This is a genomic window from Alphaproteobacteria bacterium (genome assembly GCA_041396705.1).
GTDB lineage: Bacteria > Pseudomonadota > Alphaproteobacteria > CALKHQ01 > CALKHQ01 > CALKHQ01.
The window spans coordinates 517,604-534,784 of sequence record JAWKYB010000002.1 but is presented as its reverse complement, the minus strand read 5'-3'; the positions used below and the strand labels follow the sequence as shown (position 1 = coordinate 534,784).

General features: G+C 69.4%; 17 protein-coding genes and 2 pseudogenes. 11 read left to right on the top strand and 8 right to left on the bottom strand.

Features of this window, described 5'->3' with window-relative positions; translation table 11 throughout:
• Positions 1-68: 68 nt before the first annotated feature.
• From R3F55_02475 to R3F55_02445, 7 genes are all read right to left on the bottom strand, one after another.
• On the bottom strand, positions 69-281 hold the full coding sequence (locus R3F55_02475) for a hypothetical protein (protein ID MEZ5666298.1): 213 nt from the start codon (positions 279-281) through the stop codon (positions 69-71).
• Complete coding sequence (locus tag R3F55_02470; protein MEZ5666297.1) at positions 278-1,372, bottom strand: ABC transporter ATP-binding protein; 1,095 nt, start codon at positions 1,370-1,372, stop codon at positions 278-280. Before R3F55_02470 ends, R3F55_02475 begins: the two co-directional genes overlap by 4 nt.
• 3 nt (positions 1,373-1,375) lie before the next feature.
• On the bottom strand, positions 1,376-2,464 hold the full coding sequence (locus R3F55_02465; protein MEZ5666296.1) for an ABC transporter ATP-binding protein: 1,089 nt from the start codon (positions 2,462-2,464) through the stop codon (positions 1,376-1,378).
• 4 nt (positions 2,465-2,468) lie between these two features.
• Entirely contained in the window at positions 2,469-3,401 is a 933-nt protein-coding gene (locus tag R3F55_02460; protein MEZ5666295.1) for a sugar ABC transporter permease, read from the bottom strand.
• The gene (locus R3F55_02455; GenBank protein ID MEZ5666294.1) at positions 3,394-4,320 is read right to left on the bottom strand and encodes a carbohydrate ABC transporter permease; all 927 of its coding nucleotides are present in this window, start codon (positions 4,318-4,320) and stop codon (positions 3,394-3,396) included. The genes R3F55_02460 and R3F55_02455 overlap by 8 nt, the downstream gene beginning before the upstream one ends.
• A gap of 76 nt (positions 4,321-4,396) precedes the next feature.
• Positions 4,397-5,824 (bottom strand): extracellular solute-binding protein, encoded by a 1,428-nt coding sequence (locus tag R3F55_02450; GenBank protein ID MEZ5666293.1) that lies wholly within the window; start codon positions 5,822-5,824, stop codon positions 4,397-4,399.
• A 175-nt stretch (positions 5,825-5,999) separates the two neighbouring features.
• On the bottom strand, positions 6,000-6,407 hold the full coding sequence (locus R3F55_02445; protein MEZ5666292.1) for a metallopeptidase family protein: 408 nt from the start codon (positions 6,405-6,407) through the stop codon (positions 6,000-6,002).
• Positions 6,408-6,475: 68 nt separating this feature from the next.
• Between R3F55_02445 and R3F55_02440 the strand changes: the two genes are divergently transcribed.
• The 11 genes and pseudogenes from R3F55_02440 to R3F55_02390 all read left to right on the top strand — a co-directional run bounded on the left by R3F55_02440 (position 6,476) and on the right by R3F55_02390 (position 15,906).
• The gene (locus tag R3F55_02440) at positions 6,476-6,769 is read left to right on the top strand and encodes a 4a-hydroxytetrahydrobiopterin dehydratase (GenBank protein MEZ5666291.1); all 294 of its coding nucleotides are present in this window, start codon (positions 6,476-6,478) and stop codon (positions 6,767-6,769) included.
• 76 nt (positions 6,770-6,845) lie between these two features.
• Positions 6,846-7,418, top strand: coding sequence for a hypothetical protein (locus R3F55_02435; GenBank protein MEZ5666290.1), 573 nt, complete (start codon positions 6,846-6,848; stop codon positions 7,416-7,418).
• 23 nt (positions 7,419-7,441) lie between these two features.
• Positions 7,442-7,993, top strand: a complete 552-nt coding sequence (locus R3F55_02430) for a hypothetical protein (GenBank protein MEZ5666289.1) — start codon at positions 7,442-7,444, stop codon at positions 7,991-7,993.
• Positions 7,994-8,616: 623 nt separating this feature from the next.
• The gene (locus tag R3F55_02425; GenBank protein ID MEZ5666288.1) at positions 8,617-9,642 is read left to right on the top strand and encodes a Gfo/Idh/MocA family oxidoreductase; all 1,026 of its coding nucleotides are present in this window, start codon (positions 8,617-8,619) and stop codon (positions 9,640-9,642) included.
• Positions 9,643-9,680: 38 nt separating this feature from the next.
• A complete protein-coding gene (locus R3F55_02420) occupies positions 9,681-10,412 on the top strand; it encodes a LamB/YcsF family protein (protein ID MEZ5666287.1) in 732 nt (243 codons plus the stop codon).
• Positions 10,413-10,426: 14 nt separating this feature from the next.
• Positions 10,427-11,785: a biotin carboxylase N-terminal domain-containing protein gene (locus R3F55_02415; protein ID MEZ5666286.1), complete on the top strand. Its 1,359-nt coding sequence runs from the start codon at positions 10,427-10,429 to the stop codon at positions 11,783-11,785.
• A 91-nt stretch (positions 11,786-11,876) separates the two neighbouring features.
• Positions 11,877-12,482 (top strand): annotated as a pseudogene (locus tag R3F55_02410) (carboxyltransferase domain-containing protein).
• A 277-nt stretch (positions 12,483-12,759) separates the two neighbouring features.
• The gene (locus tag R3F55_02405; protein ID MEZ5666285.1) at positions 12,760-13,728 is read left to right on the top strand and encodes a biotin-dependent carboxyltransferase family protein; all 969 of its coding nucleotides are present in this window, start codon (positions 12,760-12,762) and stop codon (positions 13,726-13,728) included.
• 80 nt (positions 13,729-13,808) lie between these two features.
• On the top strand, positions 13,809-14,027 hold the full coding sequence (locus R3F55_02400; GenBank protein ID MEZ5666284.1) for an acetyl-CoA carboxylase biotin carboxyl carrier protein subunit: 219 nt from the start codon (positions 13,809-13,811) through the stop codon (positions 14,025-14,027).
• A gap of 129 nt (positions 14,028-14,156) precedes the next feature.
• A pseudogene (locus R3F55_02395) lies at positions 14,157-14,782 on the top strand (hypothetical protein).
• Between the two features lie 269 nt (positions 14,783-15,051).
• Complete coding sequence (locus R3F55_02390) at positions 15,052-15,906, top strand: hypothetical protein (protein ID MEZ5666283.1); 855 nt, start codon at positions 15,052-15,054, stop codon at positions 15,904-15,906.
• A gap of 7 nt (positions 15,907-15,913) precedes the next feature.
• Here the strand turns inward: R3F55_02390 and R3F55_02385 are convergent, their stop codons facing one another.
• Entirely contained in the window at positions 15,914-16,927 is a 1,014-nt protein-coding gene (locus R3F55_02385) for a hypothetical protein (GenBank protein ID MEZ5666282.1), read from the bottom strand.
• Between the last annotated feature and the right edge of the window lie 254 nt (positions 16,928-17,181).

The window sequence follows — 17,181 nt, the reverse complement described above, 5'->3', positions numbered from 1 at the left end:
CCCTGTTGCCGGCCGGCATCCTAGAGGAGGCGGGCGCGGTCATCCACCGCGCGCCACGCGCGCCGGACTCAATCGCGGCGCGGCGACCGTGGCGGCTCGGCCGCCGGCCTGGTGCCGACCGGGACGTGGTCGACGATGATGAACAGCACGACGCCGGCCAGGATCGCAAAGAAGCCCATGGTGAAGCCCTCGAACAGCAAGGGCTGCACCATCAGCACGACTCCGGCGAATATCAGCGCCGCGGCGACGGCAAATCCGGCCCTGACCAGTCGAGCGATCATGCGGCGGCGCCCGGCGCGGCCAGGGCCCTGCCGCTGTCGACATCGAAGGCAAAGCAGCGCGCGGCGTCGAGCCCGAACCAGATCGTGTCGCCCTGGGCGACCGGCAGCGCCAGCGGCACCGCCTTGCGGAAGCTGGAAGCACCCGCGTCACCGCCGACATTGACCTGTATCGCCTTGTCGATCCCGCGCCGGCTGACAGCATAGACATTGCCCGGCGCCAGACCTTCGGCCGGCGCTGCGGCAAGGCGGATGTCTTCCGGCCAGGCACCGATCCGCACCCGTCCGCCCGGCACTGGCGCGGCCAGCGGCAGGCGCAGCGCGCCACCGGCCAGCACTGCGCTGGAGCCGTCCACGACGGCATCGAACACGGCCATCGCCGGCGAACCGACCAGTGCGCCGACCGCAGTGCTGGCCGGGGCGCTGTAGATCTCGTCGAGCGTGCCGACCTGCAGGATCCGGCCGGCGTCGATCAGGGCCAGCCGGTCGGCAACCGCAGCCGCGCCGCCGAAATCGTGAGTCGCATAAACGATGGTGGTGGCATAGCGATCGTGCAGGCTGCGCAGTTCCACCCGCAGCGTTTCGCGCAGCTTGAGGTCGAGCGCGCTGAGCGGCTCGTCGAGCAAAAGGATGTCGGCCCGGCGGATCAGCGCACGGGCCAGCGCCACCCGCTGGCGCTCGCCGCCGCTCAGGCCGTGGGTACGGCGGGAGAGCAGGTGGGTGATGCGCAGTTCCTCCGCCACCGGTCGCAGGCGGGCATCGATCTCGCCGCTACCGATGCCGGCACCGGGCGCACGCAACGGCAGCGTGATGTTGTCGACCACCGAGAGCGTCGGCAGCAGGTTGAGCCCTTCGAACACGGAGGCCATGTTGCGATGCTGCGGCGGCAGGTCGGTCACGTCCTCGTCCCGCAGGCGGATGCGACCGCGGTCCGGCCGCACCAGCCCCGCCACCGTCAGCATCACTGTAGACTTCCCGGCTCCGGTGGGCCCGAGCAGCGCCAGGATCTCGCCGTCGGCAACTGCGAGCGACAGGTTGTCGAGCGCGCGGGTGCGCCCGTAGCTCTTGCCGAGGCCTTCCAGTGCCAGCACCATGGCTCAGCCCTCACGCCCCAGCCGCAGCCGGCGGCCGTCGTCGGGCGCGAACAGGTAGACCCGCCGCGGATCGACCTCGATCACTGCGCGATCCCCGTCACTTGCGCGCCGGTCGAGGCCCTGCAGCACCAGTTCGCCCAGCCGGAAACTGAACCAGCGCTCGCGGCCCTGCGCGAAGCTGGTCACCACTTCGCCCGGCAGCCGGCCCTCGGTCGCCGGCGAATGGGTCAGCGCCACGTCGTGCGGGCGTACGCCCAGCCGCAGGCGACCCAGGCCGGCAGCGCGAATGGCGCCTTCGACCTCGTGGCCGAGCGAAAGCGTCGTACCGTCCGGGCCGCGGATGGCGTCGGCCGCGATGTCGACATCGATGAAGTTCATCGACGGCGAGCCGATGAAATAGCCGGAGAACGCGTCGGCCGGATCGAAAAACAGGTCGTCGGGCGTGCCGAGCTGGACCACGCGGCCGTCGCGCATCAGCATCACCCGGTCGGCCAATGCCATCGCCTCGCGCTGGTCGTGGGTGACATAGATCGTGGTCACCGCGAGTTGCTTCTGGATATGACCGAGCTCCCACCGCATCTCTTCGCGGAAATGCTCGTCGATCGCCGACATCGGCTCGTCGAGCAGCAACACGTTCGGTTCGCGCACGATGGCGCGCGCCAGCGCGATCCGCTGGGTCAGGCCCGGCGGCAGGCCGCCAGGCCTGCGCTTCAGCTCGGGCCCGAGATGCAGCACGTCGCATACCCAGTCGAGCTTCTCGCGCACCCGGCTGGCCGGCACGCGCTGTGCCTTCAACGGAAAGACGATGTTCTCGCGGACGCTGAGGTGCGGGTAGAGCGAGACGGACTGGAACACCATCGCCACATTGCGCCGCGCCGGGCGCAGCGCCGTGACGTCGTGGCCGTCGAACAGGATCTGCCCGCCGCTGACATTCTGCAGTCCGGCCACGCAGCGCAGGGTGGTGGTCTTGCCGCAGCCGGACGGCCCGAGGAACACCAGGAACTCCCCGTCGGGCACGGCGAGGTCGAGCCGGTCGACGGCGAGGAACCCGTCGAAATCGACCGTCAGACCGGCGATATCGATCCGCGCCATCGGTTCAGGACTCGCCGCGCGCGCGCCGGCTCAGCCCGTTGAGGAACCGGACCAGCACCAGCGACAGGCCGATGATGACGATCAGCAGGATCATCGCCAGCGCCGAGGCCTCGCCTGTATAGAAGTAGCTGAACGCGGTCTTGCCGAGCGCAAAGGAGACGGTCTCGGTCGACGAGCCCGGGCCGCCGCCGGTCAGCGCGAAGAAAAGGTCGTACTGCTTGAAGCAGTCGATCAGCCGCAACAACAGCGCGATGAACAGGATCGGCGCCGAGATCGGCACCGTGATGCGGAAGAACACAAAGGCGGCCGAGGCACCGTCGATCTCGGCCGCCTCGTAGATTGCGCGCGGGATGCTGCGGAACGCGGCTGCCGCCAGCAGGATGATGAACGGCGTCCACATCCAGGTGTCGGCAATCACCACCGCCCACAGTGCGTTGTCGGTGACGCCGAGCCAGTCGATCTTGTCGCCGCCGAGCAACGTCACCAGCCAGTTCACGATGCCCCATTCGGAATTGAACATGTATTTCCAAAGAAAGCCGACCACGATCGGGCAGATCATCATGGGGATCATCAGCACGGTGAACAGCACGTCGCGGCCGGTGAAGCGCCGCTGGAACTGGTAGGCGACGATGACGCCGAGCAGGAACTGCACCGCGACTGCGACCACCACGTACCTGCCGGTGAACTGGAAGCGCGACCACAGGTCCGGGTCGGTCAGCAGAAACTCGTAGTTGAACAGGCCGACGTCCTCCGCCGGCTGGTTCGGGCGCAGGGCCGAGAAACGCTGAAAGCTGAATTCGATCAGCGACAGCAGCGGATACGCCACCATCAGCAGCAGCACCAGCAGGGTCGGCGACAGGAAGGCCGCGCAGATGACGCCGTCGCCGACCGGCCTGCGCCGGCGCGCCGGACCCGCCCGCAGGGTCGCCTCAGCCATTGTCGTCGTCCCCGGCGCCGAGCACGCCGAAGGTCATGCCCATCAGCAGGTAGTGGCGGATGAAATAGAAGAACACCACCACCGGCACCACCAGCACCACCCCGGCGGCGCAGATCTGGGTCCACTCGATTCCGGTGGAGCCCATCGCCGAGGCGATCTTCGCCGGCAGGGTTTTGGCTTCGGTGGTCGAGATGATCGAGGTGAAGGCGTACTCGTTCCAGGAGAAGATGAAACAGAATCCCGCCACCGCCGCGACCCCGCCCTTGGCCATCGGCAGTACGAAGCGGAAGAAGGCGTAAAGCCGGGAGTAGCCATTGGCCATGGCGATACGCTCGACATCCTGCGGGATGCCGTCGAAGAACCCCTTCATGATCCAGGTCGCGAGGCCGAGGTTGATGAACACCGCGATCAGGATCAGGCCTTCGCGCGTGTCGCTGAGACCGAGCTCGGCGAACATGATGTGGTAGAATACCAGCACGGCAACAGGCGGCAGCATCCGGGTCGAGATCACGAAGAACATGAAGTCGCCCTTGCCCGGGAAGGCGAAGCGCGACACCGCATAGCCCGCGAGCGTACCGAGCGCGACCGCCAGGAGGGTGCCGCTGACCGAAATCACCACGCTGTTGACCAGCGACTGCCAGAGCCCGACCGCTGACGCCGTCTCGGCGCCGGCGCCGACGCCGAACACCGCCTGATAGCCGCTCCAGTCCGGCGTGAAGAACAAGGGCGGCGGAAATGCGAACAGGTCTGCCCGGCCCTTCATCGACGACAGGATCAACCAGACCAGCGGTCCGACCGCGTAGAACACGTAGAGCACCATGAACAGCACCGGCAGGCCGGTGCCAAGCAGTCCGGCAAGCCGGCCTTCGCCCGGACCGGGCTGGCGCCGCGGCGATCGGCCAGTGGAATGGAGCGTCATCAGTCGCGCGTCCGGCGGCCCGCAAGCGAGCGGCGGGGCCGCCAGGTCCCGCCGCCGCGCGCAGGTGGTGGTGCGGTCAGTTGTAGGGCAGCGGAACGACCTCGGCGGTCCCGACCGGCGCGATCACCGTGTCCGGCACCTCGGGCGTGCTGTCCGAACGCTGGATTTCGTATCCGGCGCGCTCCAGCGTGCGTTCGTGCCGGTCGGCCGCGTCGTCCAGCGCCTGCTGCACCGTCTTGGCACCGGAGATCGCGTTGCTGACCTCTTCCTGCAACTGGTCGAGCAGCACGGCGTATTCCGGCAGGTGCCAATAGTCGTTGGTGTAGTCGAGCGCGTTGGCGAACAGGGCGTTGTAGCCGTTCAGGTTCTGCCACGCCGGATCTTCAAGCACCGCCTTGAGACCGGTCTGACAGACGGCCGCATACTCCATCTGCTGCTCGGGCTGGAAGTACCATTCCATGAACGGGATCAGCGTATCCAGCTTCTGCGAATAGACGTTCAGGCCCATGCCCTGGCCACCGACGCTGAACTGGCGCCGGAACAGGCCGTCGCGGCCGATCGCACCGGGCAGGTTGGCGAATCCGGTCTGTTCCGCATAGGGATTGACCGCCGGGTCGGCGTTGGAGCCGTGGAAGTAGTACCACTGCATCGCCATGGCCAGCTTGCCTTGCTGCCAGGCGGCGTTGACCTCGTCCCAGCCCCAGTTCTGCGACCCCGGCGGTCCGAACTGGAACATGTCGACGTAGAACTGCACGCCATCGACCGAGGCGGGCGAGTTCAGATAGCCCTTAACCTCCATGGTCTCGGGATTGTACAGCTCGCCGCCGAACGACCACATGAAGCTGTTCGACGCGGTGGTGGCGAAGTCGTACTCGCGACCGCCCATCTGGCCCCAGCCATAAAGCTCGTCGTCGGGACGGGTGAAGAATTCCGCGATGTCGCGTGCCTGCTGGTACGTCTGCGGCACCGCCAGCGCATAGCCGTAGCGTTCCTGGAACGCGGCCTGCTCGGCCGGATCCTCGAACAGGTCCCTGCGGTACATGAATCCATAGGCGTCCTGGTTCACAGGCAGCCCCCAGAACTGGCCGGAACCGTCCGGATACTCGCCGTAGCGAGCCAGCGATGCCCGCGGGAACAGGTCGGGGCTGAGATAGTCCGACTTCTCGAACACCTCGTTGATCGATACCGCGTGGCCGCCGCCCGCGAATTCCGCAGTCGACTGGCTGTCCCACATGGCGAAGTCGAAGCCGTCGCCCTGGATGGCGAATTCGGAAGCGATCTTGTTGTGCCATTCCGGGCCATAGGGCACCAGCGCCGGCACGATGTGGACGTCCGCCACCGGATAGCGCTGCGCGATCGACACGATCGCGTCGGCGCAGGTGCCCGCATGCCAGACGAAGGTCAGGTCCTCGGCCATCGCCGAGGCGGCGGCACCGACGGTGCCGGCCAGGATCACTGTGGACGCGCCCAACAGGCGGGCCGCGCCGCCCTTCTCGCTACGCATTGCCGCTCCCTCCATGTATTGCCGCCCGGTGGATTCTTGCGACCCCGCGGGCTTTTCATGCACCACCTCGCCGCTGGTGTCGGCGTGGACCGCTCCGGTGATGCCTCCCCTCCGGCAAGCATCTCACTCCGTGCGAATCGTTTCAACTGCAACCGCCGGCGCGCGCCGCTGCGTCTCAGCCGTTCTCGATCGCGTCCATGTCTTCGTCGGACAGGCCGAAATGATGGCCGATCTCGTGGATCAGCACGTGGCGGACCAGGTGGGACAGGTCCTCGCCGGTCTCGCACCAATAGTCGAGCAGCGGCCGGCGGAACAGGAAGATGCGGTCGACGTCGTGCGGCGTCGCGCCGGAATCCTTGTGCCCGATGTGCACGCCGGAATAGAGCCCGAGCAGGTCGAACTCCGATTCCAGCTCCATCTCGGCGACGATGCCGTCGTCGGGAAAGTCGACCACCGCGATCACCACGTCGTCGACATGGGCGCGCAGGGTGGCGGGGATGGTCTGGAACGCATCGCGCGCCAGCGCCTCGATGTCGTCCAGGGTCGGCGCCGTGGTCCAGCGCGGGTGGGTGGTCTCGGCCATGCCGGCGATATATCCTGTCGCGGCGGCGCAATCCAGCCGCCGCGCGCCGCCACGGGAACCGAGGGAACATGGCCACCAAGTTGTCGCCGGAAGCGGTCGCCGCCGCGCTGGCCGAGCTGCCCGGCTGGGAGATGGCCGAGGGCCGCGACGCGATCAAGAAGGGCTTCGGATTCAAGACCTTCAACGAAGCCTTCGGCTTCATGACCCGGGTCGCGCTGAAGGCCGAGCAGATGGAGCACCACCCGGAGTGGTTCAACGTCTACAACTGGGTCACGGTGACCCTGGCCACCCACTCGGCCGACGGCGTCACCGAGAAGGACCTGCAGCTCGCCGCATTCATGAACAAGCTCGCCGCGGCGTGACTCGACCGTCGCCCCGCTGTCGCCACGGTTGCGGTCTAACCTCGCCGTTCGAGCCTTTCCAGGGAGCCGGAGAGACATGAGCCCCAGAACCATAGCCCGGCGCGGACCGCGCGCCGCCGGCCTCGCCGCGGCCTGCGCCCTCGCCGCCGCGCCCGCCCTCGCCCAGCAGCCCGCCGATGCGGTGCAGTGCTACGCCGCGGCGCTGACGCCGCAGCAGGTGGCCGATCACCATTCCTCCATCGTCGAGATGCTGATGATCGTCGACACCCGCGACGTCTATGTCGAGCCGGGCGACGGCGCCATGCTGCACGCCAACGTGACGCTGCGCACCGGGCTGCGCGACCGCTTCGGCCTGTACTACACCACCGAGGCCTTCTGCAGCTGGCCCGCCGACGGCGCCCGCTACGACTGCTACGTCGCCTGCGACGCCGGCTATTTCGGCGTGACGCTGAACGACGACGGCTCGGCGACGCTGGTCAACGACGGCCGCGGCTTCGGGCTGTACGGCCCCTGCGACGGCGCCGAGGACGAGGCCGACGAGGTGTTCATCGCGTCCGACGACGCCCACTTCGCCTATCGGCTGGCCGCGCTGCCGGCCGAGGCCTGCCCGGCCGACCTTTGGGCGATGTACGACCATCCGGACCAGTAACCGAAGCGGGAGCCCGAAACCCGATGCCGCGCACCCCAATTGCCGCCGCCGCGATGCTGGCGCTGACCGCGACCCAGGCCGGCGCCCAGATGGGCTACAACGAACTCGCCTGCTATGGCCGGGCCTACACGCCGGAGCACCTGGCCGCCCACCCCGGCCAGCGGGTGGCCGAGATCCAGGTGCTGCTCGACGGCGGCATCGACACCGACCCGCCGCAGGGCGACGCCACCGCGACGGTGGGGGCCACGGTCCGCGCCACCATCCGCGATCGCTTCGGCGAGTTCTTCGCCAACTTCGCGATCTGCCACTGGGACGCTGCCGGCGGCCATTATGAATGCGGCATCGAGTGCGACGGCGGCCGGTTCCGCATCGAGGCGGCGGACGACAGCACCCTGATGCTGCGCAACCCCTATGGCGGCTTCGTACTGTACGGCGGCTGCGGCGACGACGCGGAGGAAGGCCGGGAGGTGTTCATCGACGCCGACGCCGAGCACGCCGCCTTCCGGCTGTATCCCTTACCGGCCGCCGCCTGCCCGCAGCAGCTGTGGCAGCTTTACTACGGCGAGTCCTACTGAGCCGCGTCGACAAAGATCCGGGAGCCGCAGAATGAAATCGAAACCCAGTGCAGCCCTGAAGGCGTTGGCGGCCGTCCTGCTGGCGACCGCGGCGACGGCGCCCGCCGCGGCCGACGGGGTTCCGCTGCCGTCAGCAGGCGAGACGCTGTGTTTCGCATTCCGGGCCGCCGACGCCGAAGCGGCGGTGACCTCGGTGACGCTCGCGCTCGACCACGACGAATACGGTCCCCTGTTCTGGCTCGACGGCGCCTTTGCCGACAGGCCGGACGAACTGTTCGCCGGTGGCGGGACCTGCTATCCGCAGGAGGACGGCAGCATGCGCTGCGGCATCGACTGCGACGGCGGCGGCTCACCCTGCTGCCGGCGGACGGCGGCGCCGTCGCCCTGGTCGCCGAGTGGGCGCTGCGGCTGGAGGGCCCGAGCGCGGACGAGGAAGAGCGCAACTTCCACAGCCTGCCGGCCGCGCCGGCGACGTCGCCCTATCTGCTCTCGCCCGTGCCGGCCGAGGCTTGCGGCGCGGACGAGCCGGCGGCCTGAGCCGACCGCGGCCCCGACCGCGCGCCGCTGGAGCCGGACGCGCGGCCGTGCCTTAATGCGGCCTTCCACGACGGGGGGAGGCGGGCATGCTGCGGGCGGCATCGATCGGGCTGGGCTGGTGGTCGGACGAACTGGCGCATGCGGTCCAGGGCAGTTCCGACCGGATCCGCATCGACAGCTGCTACAGCCGGTCGGCGGAGAAGCGGCAGAAATTCGCCGCCGGCTTCGGCACCCGCAGCCACGACAGCTATGAGGCGGTGCTGGCCGACCCGGCGATCGACGCGGTGCTGCTGACCACGCCGCATTCCCTGCACGGCGCGCACGCCCGCCAGGCCGCGGCCGCCGGCAAGCACGTCTTCGTCGAGAAGCCGTTCACGCTGACCCTGGCCGACGCGCAGGCCACGATCGCGGCCTGCCGCGCCGCCGGCGTGGTGCTGGCGGTCGGCCACAACCGCCGGCTGGCGCCGGCGACGCGCAAGCTGAAAGAGATGATCGAGGCCGGCGAACTCGGCACGGTGCTGCACGCCGAGGCGCAGTTCTCGGTGCCCGGCGCGCTGGGTTACAAGGAGGGGTTCTGGCGCGCCAGCCGCGCCGAGAGCCCGGGCGGCGGCATGACCGGGCTGGGCATCCACATGGTCGACGCCATCGCCCACCTGCTCGGCCCGGTGGCGCGGGTCTGCGCCTTCTCCAAGCGGCAGGCGGCGCCGGTGGACATCGACGACACCACCGTGGCGATCATGGAGTGCGCCAACGGCCGCACGGCCTATCTCGGCACCATCTTCGCCACCCAGCCGACCCGCTTCCTCAACGTCTACGGCACCCGGGCGGCGGCCCATGCCACCGACGACCTGCGCGTCCTGCACCTGCGCGGCGGCAACACCCCGCTGGCGCCGGTGGCGCTGGACCCGGCCTGCCCGCCGCTGGCCGACCCGTTCGCGATCCAGCGCGACCTGCTGCGCATGGAGCTGGACGCCTTCGCCGACGCGGTGGGCGGCGTCGCGCCCTATCCGATCCTGCCGGAAGAGGCCGCGCACAACGTTGCGGTGATGGAGGCGATCCTGGCGTCTGCCGCCCGCGGTGGCGCGCCGCAGCCGGTTGCCGAACACGGCTAGCCTGTGCAGATTAGCGGCCTCGTTCGGACCGGGGGAGGATGACCGTGGGCGTTGCGATCAACTGCGACATGGGCGAGAGCTTCGGGCTCTACAAGATGGGCGACGACGAAGGCATCATGCCGTTCATCAGCGTCGCCAACGTCGCCTGCGGCTTCCATGCCTCCGACCCGGTGGTGATGCGCCGGACGGTGCGGCTGGCCAAGGTCAGCGGGGTCGCGGTCGGCGCCCATCCGTCGCTGCCCGACCTGCAGGGCTTCGGCCGGCGCGAGATGAAGATCGGCCGCGACGAGCTTTCGGCCTGCATCACCTATCAGGTCGGCGCACTGAAGGCGTTCCTCGACGCCGAGGGCATGCCGCTGAACCACATCAAGCCGCACGGCTCGCTGTACGGCATGGCCGCCCGCGACCCGGAGATCGCCAACGCCATCTGCGATGCGGCCGCCGCATTCGGCGTGCCGCTGTACGGCATGGCCGGCACCCTGCACGAGGAGATCTACCGCAAGCGCGGGCTGGGCTTCGTCTCCGAGTTCTATGTCGACCTGGACTATGGCGGCAACGGACAGCTGATCATCACCCGCGAGCACGAAGCGAAGGACCCGAAGGCGGCCGCCGAACGCACGCTGCGCGCGGTGCAGGAGGGGCTGGTGCGCTCGGTCGACGGCAACGACGTGCCGGTGCGCGCCGAGAGCCTGTGCGTCCATTCCGACACCCCGGGCGCGGTCGAGGTAGCGGCCGCGGTCTACCGGACCGTCAAGCCCTATCTCAACTGAGCGAAGCGGCGCCGATGAAACGCATCCTGGTCGCCAATCGCGGCGAGATCGCCTGCCGCGTGATCCGTGCCGCCCATGCGCTGGGCATCGAGGCGGTCGCAGTCCATTCCGAGGCCGACGCCGACGCGATGCACGTCGCCGCGGCCGACCACGCGGTCGCCATCGGCCCGGCCAAGGCGGCGGAGAGCTATCTGAAGGCGGAGGCGGTGCTGGCCGCGGCGCGCGACAGCGGCGCCGACGCGGTCCACCCCGGCTATGGCTTCCTGGCCGAGAACGAGCGCTTCGCCGAGGCGGTCGGCAAGGCCGGCCTGACCTGGATCGGCCCGCGCCCGACCACCATCGCCGACATGGGCGACAAGGAACGCGCCCGCATGCTGGCCCACGGTGCCGGCGTGCCGGTGCTGCCGGGCAGCGCCCGCTTCGCCGAGGGCGACCTCGACGGGCTGGAGCATTGGGGCCGGACCATCGGCTTCCCGCTGCTGGTCAAGGCGTCGGCCGGCGGCGGCGGCATCGGCATGCGCCGGGTCGACGACCCGGCCCAGCTGGCCGAGGTGGTCGCCGCCACCCAGGCGATGGCGGCCAAGGCATTCGGCGACGGCACGATCTATCTGGAGAAGCTGGTCGCCCCGGCCCGCCATATCGAGATCCAGATATTCGGCTTCGGCGACGGCAATGCCGTGCACCTGTTCGAGCGCGAATGCTCGATCCAGCGCCGGTTCCAGAAGATCGTCGAGGAATCGCCGGCGCCCGGCCTGAAGCCGGAGGTGCGCGCCGCGATGGCGGAGGCGGCGCTGCGGCTGGCCACCCAGGAGCGCTATCGCGGCGCCGGCACGGTGGAGTTCGTGGTCGGTCCCGACCAGGATTGGTACTTCCTCGAGATGAACACGCGCATCCAGGTCGAGCACCCGGTGACCGAGATGCTGACCGGGGTCGACCTGGTCCAGGCGCAGATCCGCCTGGCCCGCGGCGACGACCTGGCCGACGAGATGGCGCAGGGCCGCATCGCCGCGTCCGGCCATGCGGTCGAGGCCCGCATCTATGCCGAGAAGCCGGCGATGAACTTCATGCCCTCGCCGGGCCCGCTGACCGTGCTGCGCTTCCCGGAGCCCGGCGCCGACCTGCGCATCGACACCGGCGTGCGCGAGGGCGACCAGGTCACCTTCCACTACGACCCGATGATCGCCAAGATGGTCGCCCACGGCCCCACCCGCGACGCCGCGCTGGATCGGCTGCGCACCGCGCTCGAAGCGACGACCATCGAGGGCCTATCGACCAACACCGCGTTCTGCGCCCGGCTGATGGACCATCCGGCCTTCCGCGCCGGCACCATCCACACCGGTTTCGTCGCCGCGCACCTGGATGCGCTGAAGTGAGGCGGCGAAGCCGGGCCGGCGGTCCTCGCCAAGCGGCCGCGGGCGGCCTAGGAATGAGCGGCCGGGCACGGCCACAGGGGGAGATGCAGGCATGATCTACGACGAACCGCGGTTCCTGCCGGGCGGCGACCGTTTCGTGCTGATCGAATTCGGCAACGAGATGAACCTGGAGCTGAATTTCATGGCCCAGGGCCTGGCCGAGGCGATCGAAGCCAGCGGGACCAAGGGCGTGGTCGAGACCGCCCCCTGCTTCGCCTCGCTGCTGGTTCATTACGATGCCGACCTGATCAGCCGCGCCGACCTGACCACCGAGCTGACCCGGCTGGTCGGCAACCTCGGGCCGTCGGACGACCTGGAGCTGGTCAGCCGCCTGTTCTACTTGCCCGCCGTCTATCGCGACCCGTGGACCCGCGAGTGCGTCGAGGACTATTGCGCCAAGATCACCCAGAAGGAGCCGGACCCGGAGTTCGTCGCCCGCATCAACGGGCTGAGCGGCCCGGAGCAGCTGGTCCGGGTGCATTCGGCCAGCGAATACTGGGTCGCCGCGCTGGGCTTCTGGCCCGGGCTGCCGTTCATGATGCCGCTGGACCCGCGCTCGCTGATCACCGCGCCGAAGTACAACCCGCCGCGCACCTGGACCCCGCAGGGCACCATCGGCATGGGCGGCGCGGCTACCGCGATCTATCCGGTGGCGACGCCGGGCGGCTATCAGATCTTCGCCCGCACGCCGTGCCCGATCTGGGACCCGAAGTCGACCTACGACGCCTTCGGCGGCTCGATCTGCCTGTTCCGGGCCGGCGACCGGGTCAAGTTCGTGCCGATCACGGTGGAGGAGTTCGAATTCTACGAGGCGCAGGTGAAGGACGGCACCTACGTCTTCAACGTCAACGACTATCAGAAGTTCTCGGTGCGCGGATACAAGCAGTGGCTTCGAATCCATCGACCGCGGCGTCCGGTTCTGAGGGGGGATTGCCATGCTGGAAGTGATCAAGAAGGGCTTCGAGACCAGCGTCCAGGACTACCCCGGCCGCCTCGGCTACTGGAACCAGGGCTTCCCGCCGTCGGGGCCGATGGACAGCTGGTCGTTCCGGCTGGCCAACCTGCTGGTCGGCAACGAGGCCGGCGCCGCCGGGCTGGAATGCCAGTTCATCGGCCCGACGCTGAAGTTCCAGCGCGACGCGGTGGTAGCGGTCACCGGCGCCGACATGGCGCCGAAGCTGGACGACGTGCCGTTCCCGCTGTGGGAGAGCGTGGCGGTGAAGGCCGGCCAGACCCTGGCGATGAGCTTCTGCAAGGTCGGTGCGCGCGCCTATATCGCGGTGGCCGGCGGCATCGACACGCCGCCCTGGCTCGGCTCGCGCTCCACCTTCCACGCCGCCGGCGTCGGCGGCATGGACGGCCATGCGCTCCAGGACGGCCAGGTGGTGCCGGTCGCCCCGGCCCCGGGCACGCCGGGCCGCAAGGTGAAGGCGGACCGGCGCCCGGCGTTCTCCACCGACAAGCACTGGTCGATCGAGGTGTGCGAGGGCCCGAACGACGACTGGATCGACGCCGCCGGCAAGGATCGGTTCCTGACCACCGACTGGAAGCTGAGCGGCAAGAGCGCGCGCAGCGGCTATCGGCTGGAGGGGCCGGACTGGACCTTCACCGAGAAGGCGACCAACAAGGCGCCGGAGAACGGTTCGGAACCGTCGAACATCATCGACCAGGGCTATCCGCTCGGCGCGATCAACCTGGCCGGCCAGACCCCGATCATCCTGCTGCAGGACGGCTGCTCGATGGGCGGCTTCATCAACCCGTACACGGTGCCGACGGCGGCGTTCTGGAAGCTCGGCCAGTCCAAGCCGGGCGACGTCTACCGGTTCAAGCTGACCGGCGTCGAGGAGGCGCAGGCGCTGCGCCGCGAGCTCGACCGGCTGGCCGGCCCGGACAGCATCGCCTGATCCGCCGGGGCGGCACCCTGTTCCGCCGCGGCGGCCAGGCCCGGCAGCCACGGCCCAAGACCCGAGGAGACAACATCCCCATGGCCCAGAAGATCGAGACCCAGATCCCCGGCAACGTCTGGAAGGTGCTGGTCAAGCCCGGCGACGCGGTCAAGGCCGGCGACGTGCTGTTCATCCTGGAAGTGATGAAGACCGAGGTGCCGCACAGCGCCGAGGCCGACGGCACCGTCAGCGCGGTTCACATCGCGGAAGGCCAGGAGGGCGTCGACGCCGGCACGCTGGCGGTCGAGATCGACTGAGCCGCGCCCGCCGGCCCGCACCGTTCACGGCGGGCTCACGGAATCCCTATTTGGCGCTGCGTCCGCGCCCGTCCCATGCTGGGGCCGGCAGGTCTAACCGCAACCGGCACCAGAACAGGGAGAACGACCATGACCGGGTTCAGGACCATCGCCGCGGGCGCGGCCTTGCTGGCCGCCATCGGCGCCGCGCAGGCGCAGGACAACCGCATGACCTTCTTCGTGACCAGCGCCGGGCCCGGCGACGGCGCCAACCTCGGCGGGCTGGCCGGGCCGACGCCCACTGCCAGGCGCTGGCCGAGGCCGTCGGCGCCGGCGACCTGACCTGGCGCGCCTATCTGAGCGCCACCGGCGAGCATGCGCGCGACCGCATCGGCAACGGCCCCTGGCACAGCGCCAACGGCTCGCTGATCGCCGACGATCTCGCCGCCCTGCACGGCGACGGCAATGCCATCAGCAAGGCCACCGCCGTCGACGAGACCGGCGCCATCGTCAACGGCCGCGGCGACAGCCCGAACCGGCACGACATCCTGACCGGCTCCAACCCCGACGGCACCCTGTCGGAGGGCAACACCTGCCAGGACTGGACCGCCAACGGCGAAGGCAGCGCCGTCGTCGGCCATCACGACCGCATGGGCCTGCGCGACGACGCACCGTCGAGGTCGTGGAACGCCTCGCACCCGTCGCGGGGCTGCGGCCAGGCCGACCTGCAGGGCACCGGCGGCGACGGCCTGTTCTACTGCTTCGCGGCCAACTGAAGGCCGCGCCCACGGGCGCCGGACCGCTGCCGCGCATGGCTTGCCTGCGGGCGAGCCATGCGCATACAATAATATTTCGTACGGAACGCGCCGAGCGCGGCGGGCCGCAGGCCTGTCGCCGCGCGGGACGCTGCAACCGCGCGGTCATTGAATCCGCGTCGTGACCGGTCTCGTCCCGGGTGCATTCGCCGTGCGGTTTTTTTCACATGCTGCCCCCGCCGGGCAGTGCAGTTTGTGCGCAAAGACCTTTTTGGCCCGACCACCGATTGATGACCGCCGTTTCTTCAGAGGAATTGACCTTCGCCTACCACGCCCGCGGCCATGCGACCGCTCACGACGACAAGGCGGCGGTCACCGCGCAACCGGAATGGCAGGTGCACCAGGCCCACATCCGTTGCGTGCTCGAGGCCGGCCGGGAGGTGCTGGGCCACGTCACCGACCTCGGCTATGCCGTGCAGGACCAGACGGCCATGCGCGTGATGAAACACGGCGTGGCCAAACGGCTGAGCATGCTGTGGTATTCGTTCCGCGACATCACCACCATGGCGCCGCCGGACCGGCGCGAGCCGGTGCCGCCCGAGGACATGGCCTATGTCGACCTCGCGCTGAACACCATCTACGGCAATCTCAGCCTGATCCTCGACGGCTATGCCGAGGTGCTGGCCCGCTGCCTGGGCAGGCTGCGGCCGACGACGATGCCGCCGCGCGCCTGCCTGTTCGACCCCGGCTGGCCCGAGGCCGGGCCGCACTGGCTGACCGCGCCCCTGCAAGCGATGCGCGCGCAATACGGCCAGTGGTTCCGCGACCTGTCCGCCTATCGCGAGCTGAGCCATCGCCCGCTGCCGCACGCCGCCGTCTGCACGGTGGTCTACACCCCGGCCGAGGAGCGGGCGTTCCGGGCGATCGAGGCGGAAGCGGAACTGGCGCTCCGGCGCGGCGACTTCCCCGCTGCCAAGCGGCACAACCGCGAGCTGGACAAGCTGGGCCTGTTCCGGCTGCACTTCGCCAACCCCGACATCGCCGGCCGCAACGCGGTCTACCCGGTGGTTCCCGACGACTATGGCGCCCTGATCGCGGTGGCCGGCGCGTTCAACCTGCTGATCGCCCGCTCGGCCGTCGCCTGATCCGCCGCTATCGGCGGCAGCTTATGGTCGCGAACCGCGCACAATAGTCGAATTCGCAGATCTCGCCGGTGCCGATCACACGGGTCGGCGGGCTTTCGTACTGGAACTCGAACGCGATTGCGGTCGCAAATCCGCTGGCGATGCAGAACGCATCCGCTGCCGGCTGGCCGCATTGTTCCGCCCAGGTCAGGCAGATGTCGACCGGATAGCCGGCCAGCGCCGGCTGGTCGAAGACCCGCACGCAGTCGGCACATTCGATCGCGTCGCCGGGAACCGGCTGCACCGCGACCGGCGGCTCGGCTCCCGCGCCCCCGGTGACCAGCCGGCCGACGTCGGCGCCCTGGCGCAGGTCTAGCCGGTCGCCGGCGATCGCGCCCGGCGGGATCGGCGCGCCCTGAGGCGGCGCGCCGCAGATCAGGCCGATCGAATCCACGAACACGCCGGCTCCGCCGTGGATTCCGACTGCCCATTGGTCGCCGCACGACAGCGCGCCCAACGGCACATATTGCGCGCCCGGCGCCGGATCGATGTGGATGTCGTGGTGATACGAGCCCGGTTCCTGCTCGAATGCGCTCGCCATGCGCCGGCAGGCGACGCCGAAGGTGCCGAGGAACTGGCCGCCGTCGCCAGCGATCACGCGCGTCGGGAACAAGCCGAACACGATGAATTCGAGGTCGCTGCAGCGCGCCGATGCGCCGTTCGGCTGGCCGATGTTGCCGGCACCCAGCCCGCTCATCTGGCCGCCGCCGACCGCGCGCAGATAGCGCTGGCCGTCGTGGTGGACCGCACTGCAATAGGGCTCGGCGTAGTCGATCCACGCACCCTTGCGCACGCCGATCCCCATCAGGTAGGTGCCGGGATCGCAGCGCAGGACGTAACCCAGGCCGCCCGGCCCGCCGGCCGCTTCGGTCAGGGTGTCCTCGGGCTGCAATTGTGCCGAGAACTCCGCCCGGGCATCGGCGACGGATATGGCCCCCGCCAGCACCAGGCTCAAAACAACCGCACGGAACCGCACCGCCATGGTCCGCCTCCATCCGCCGCCGGCCCCCGAGGCCGTCACCATTGATAGCATCGGCCCGACCGGGAGTCCTGTGCGGTTATTCACGTGCCGGCGGCTGCGCGCTGCGCCCCGACCGGCGCAGCTTCGCCTGTCGTCCGATCGCCAGAGCCGGCCCAATAGCCGCCGGCCGCCTTCGGGCCATTCGGCAATACAAATGCGATTCGTGAATATTGTTCAGCGCCGAATGCTTTCGGTTATTCGCCGCTTTACCAACA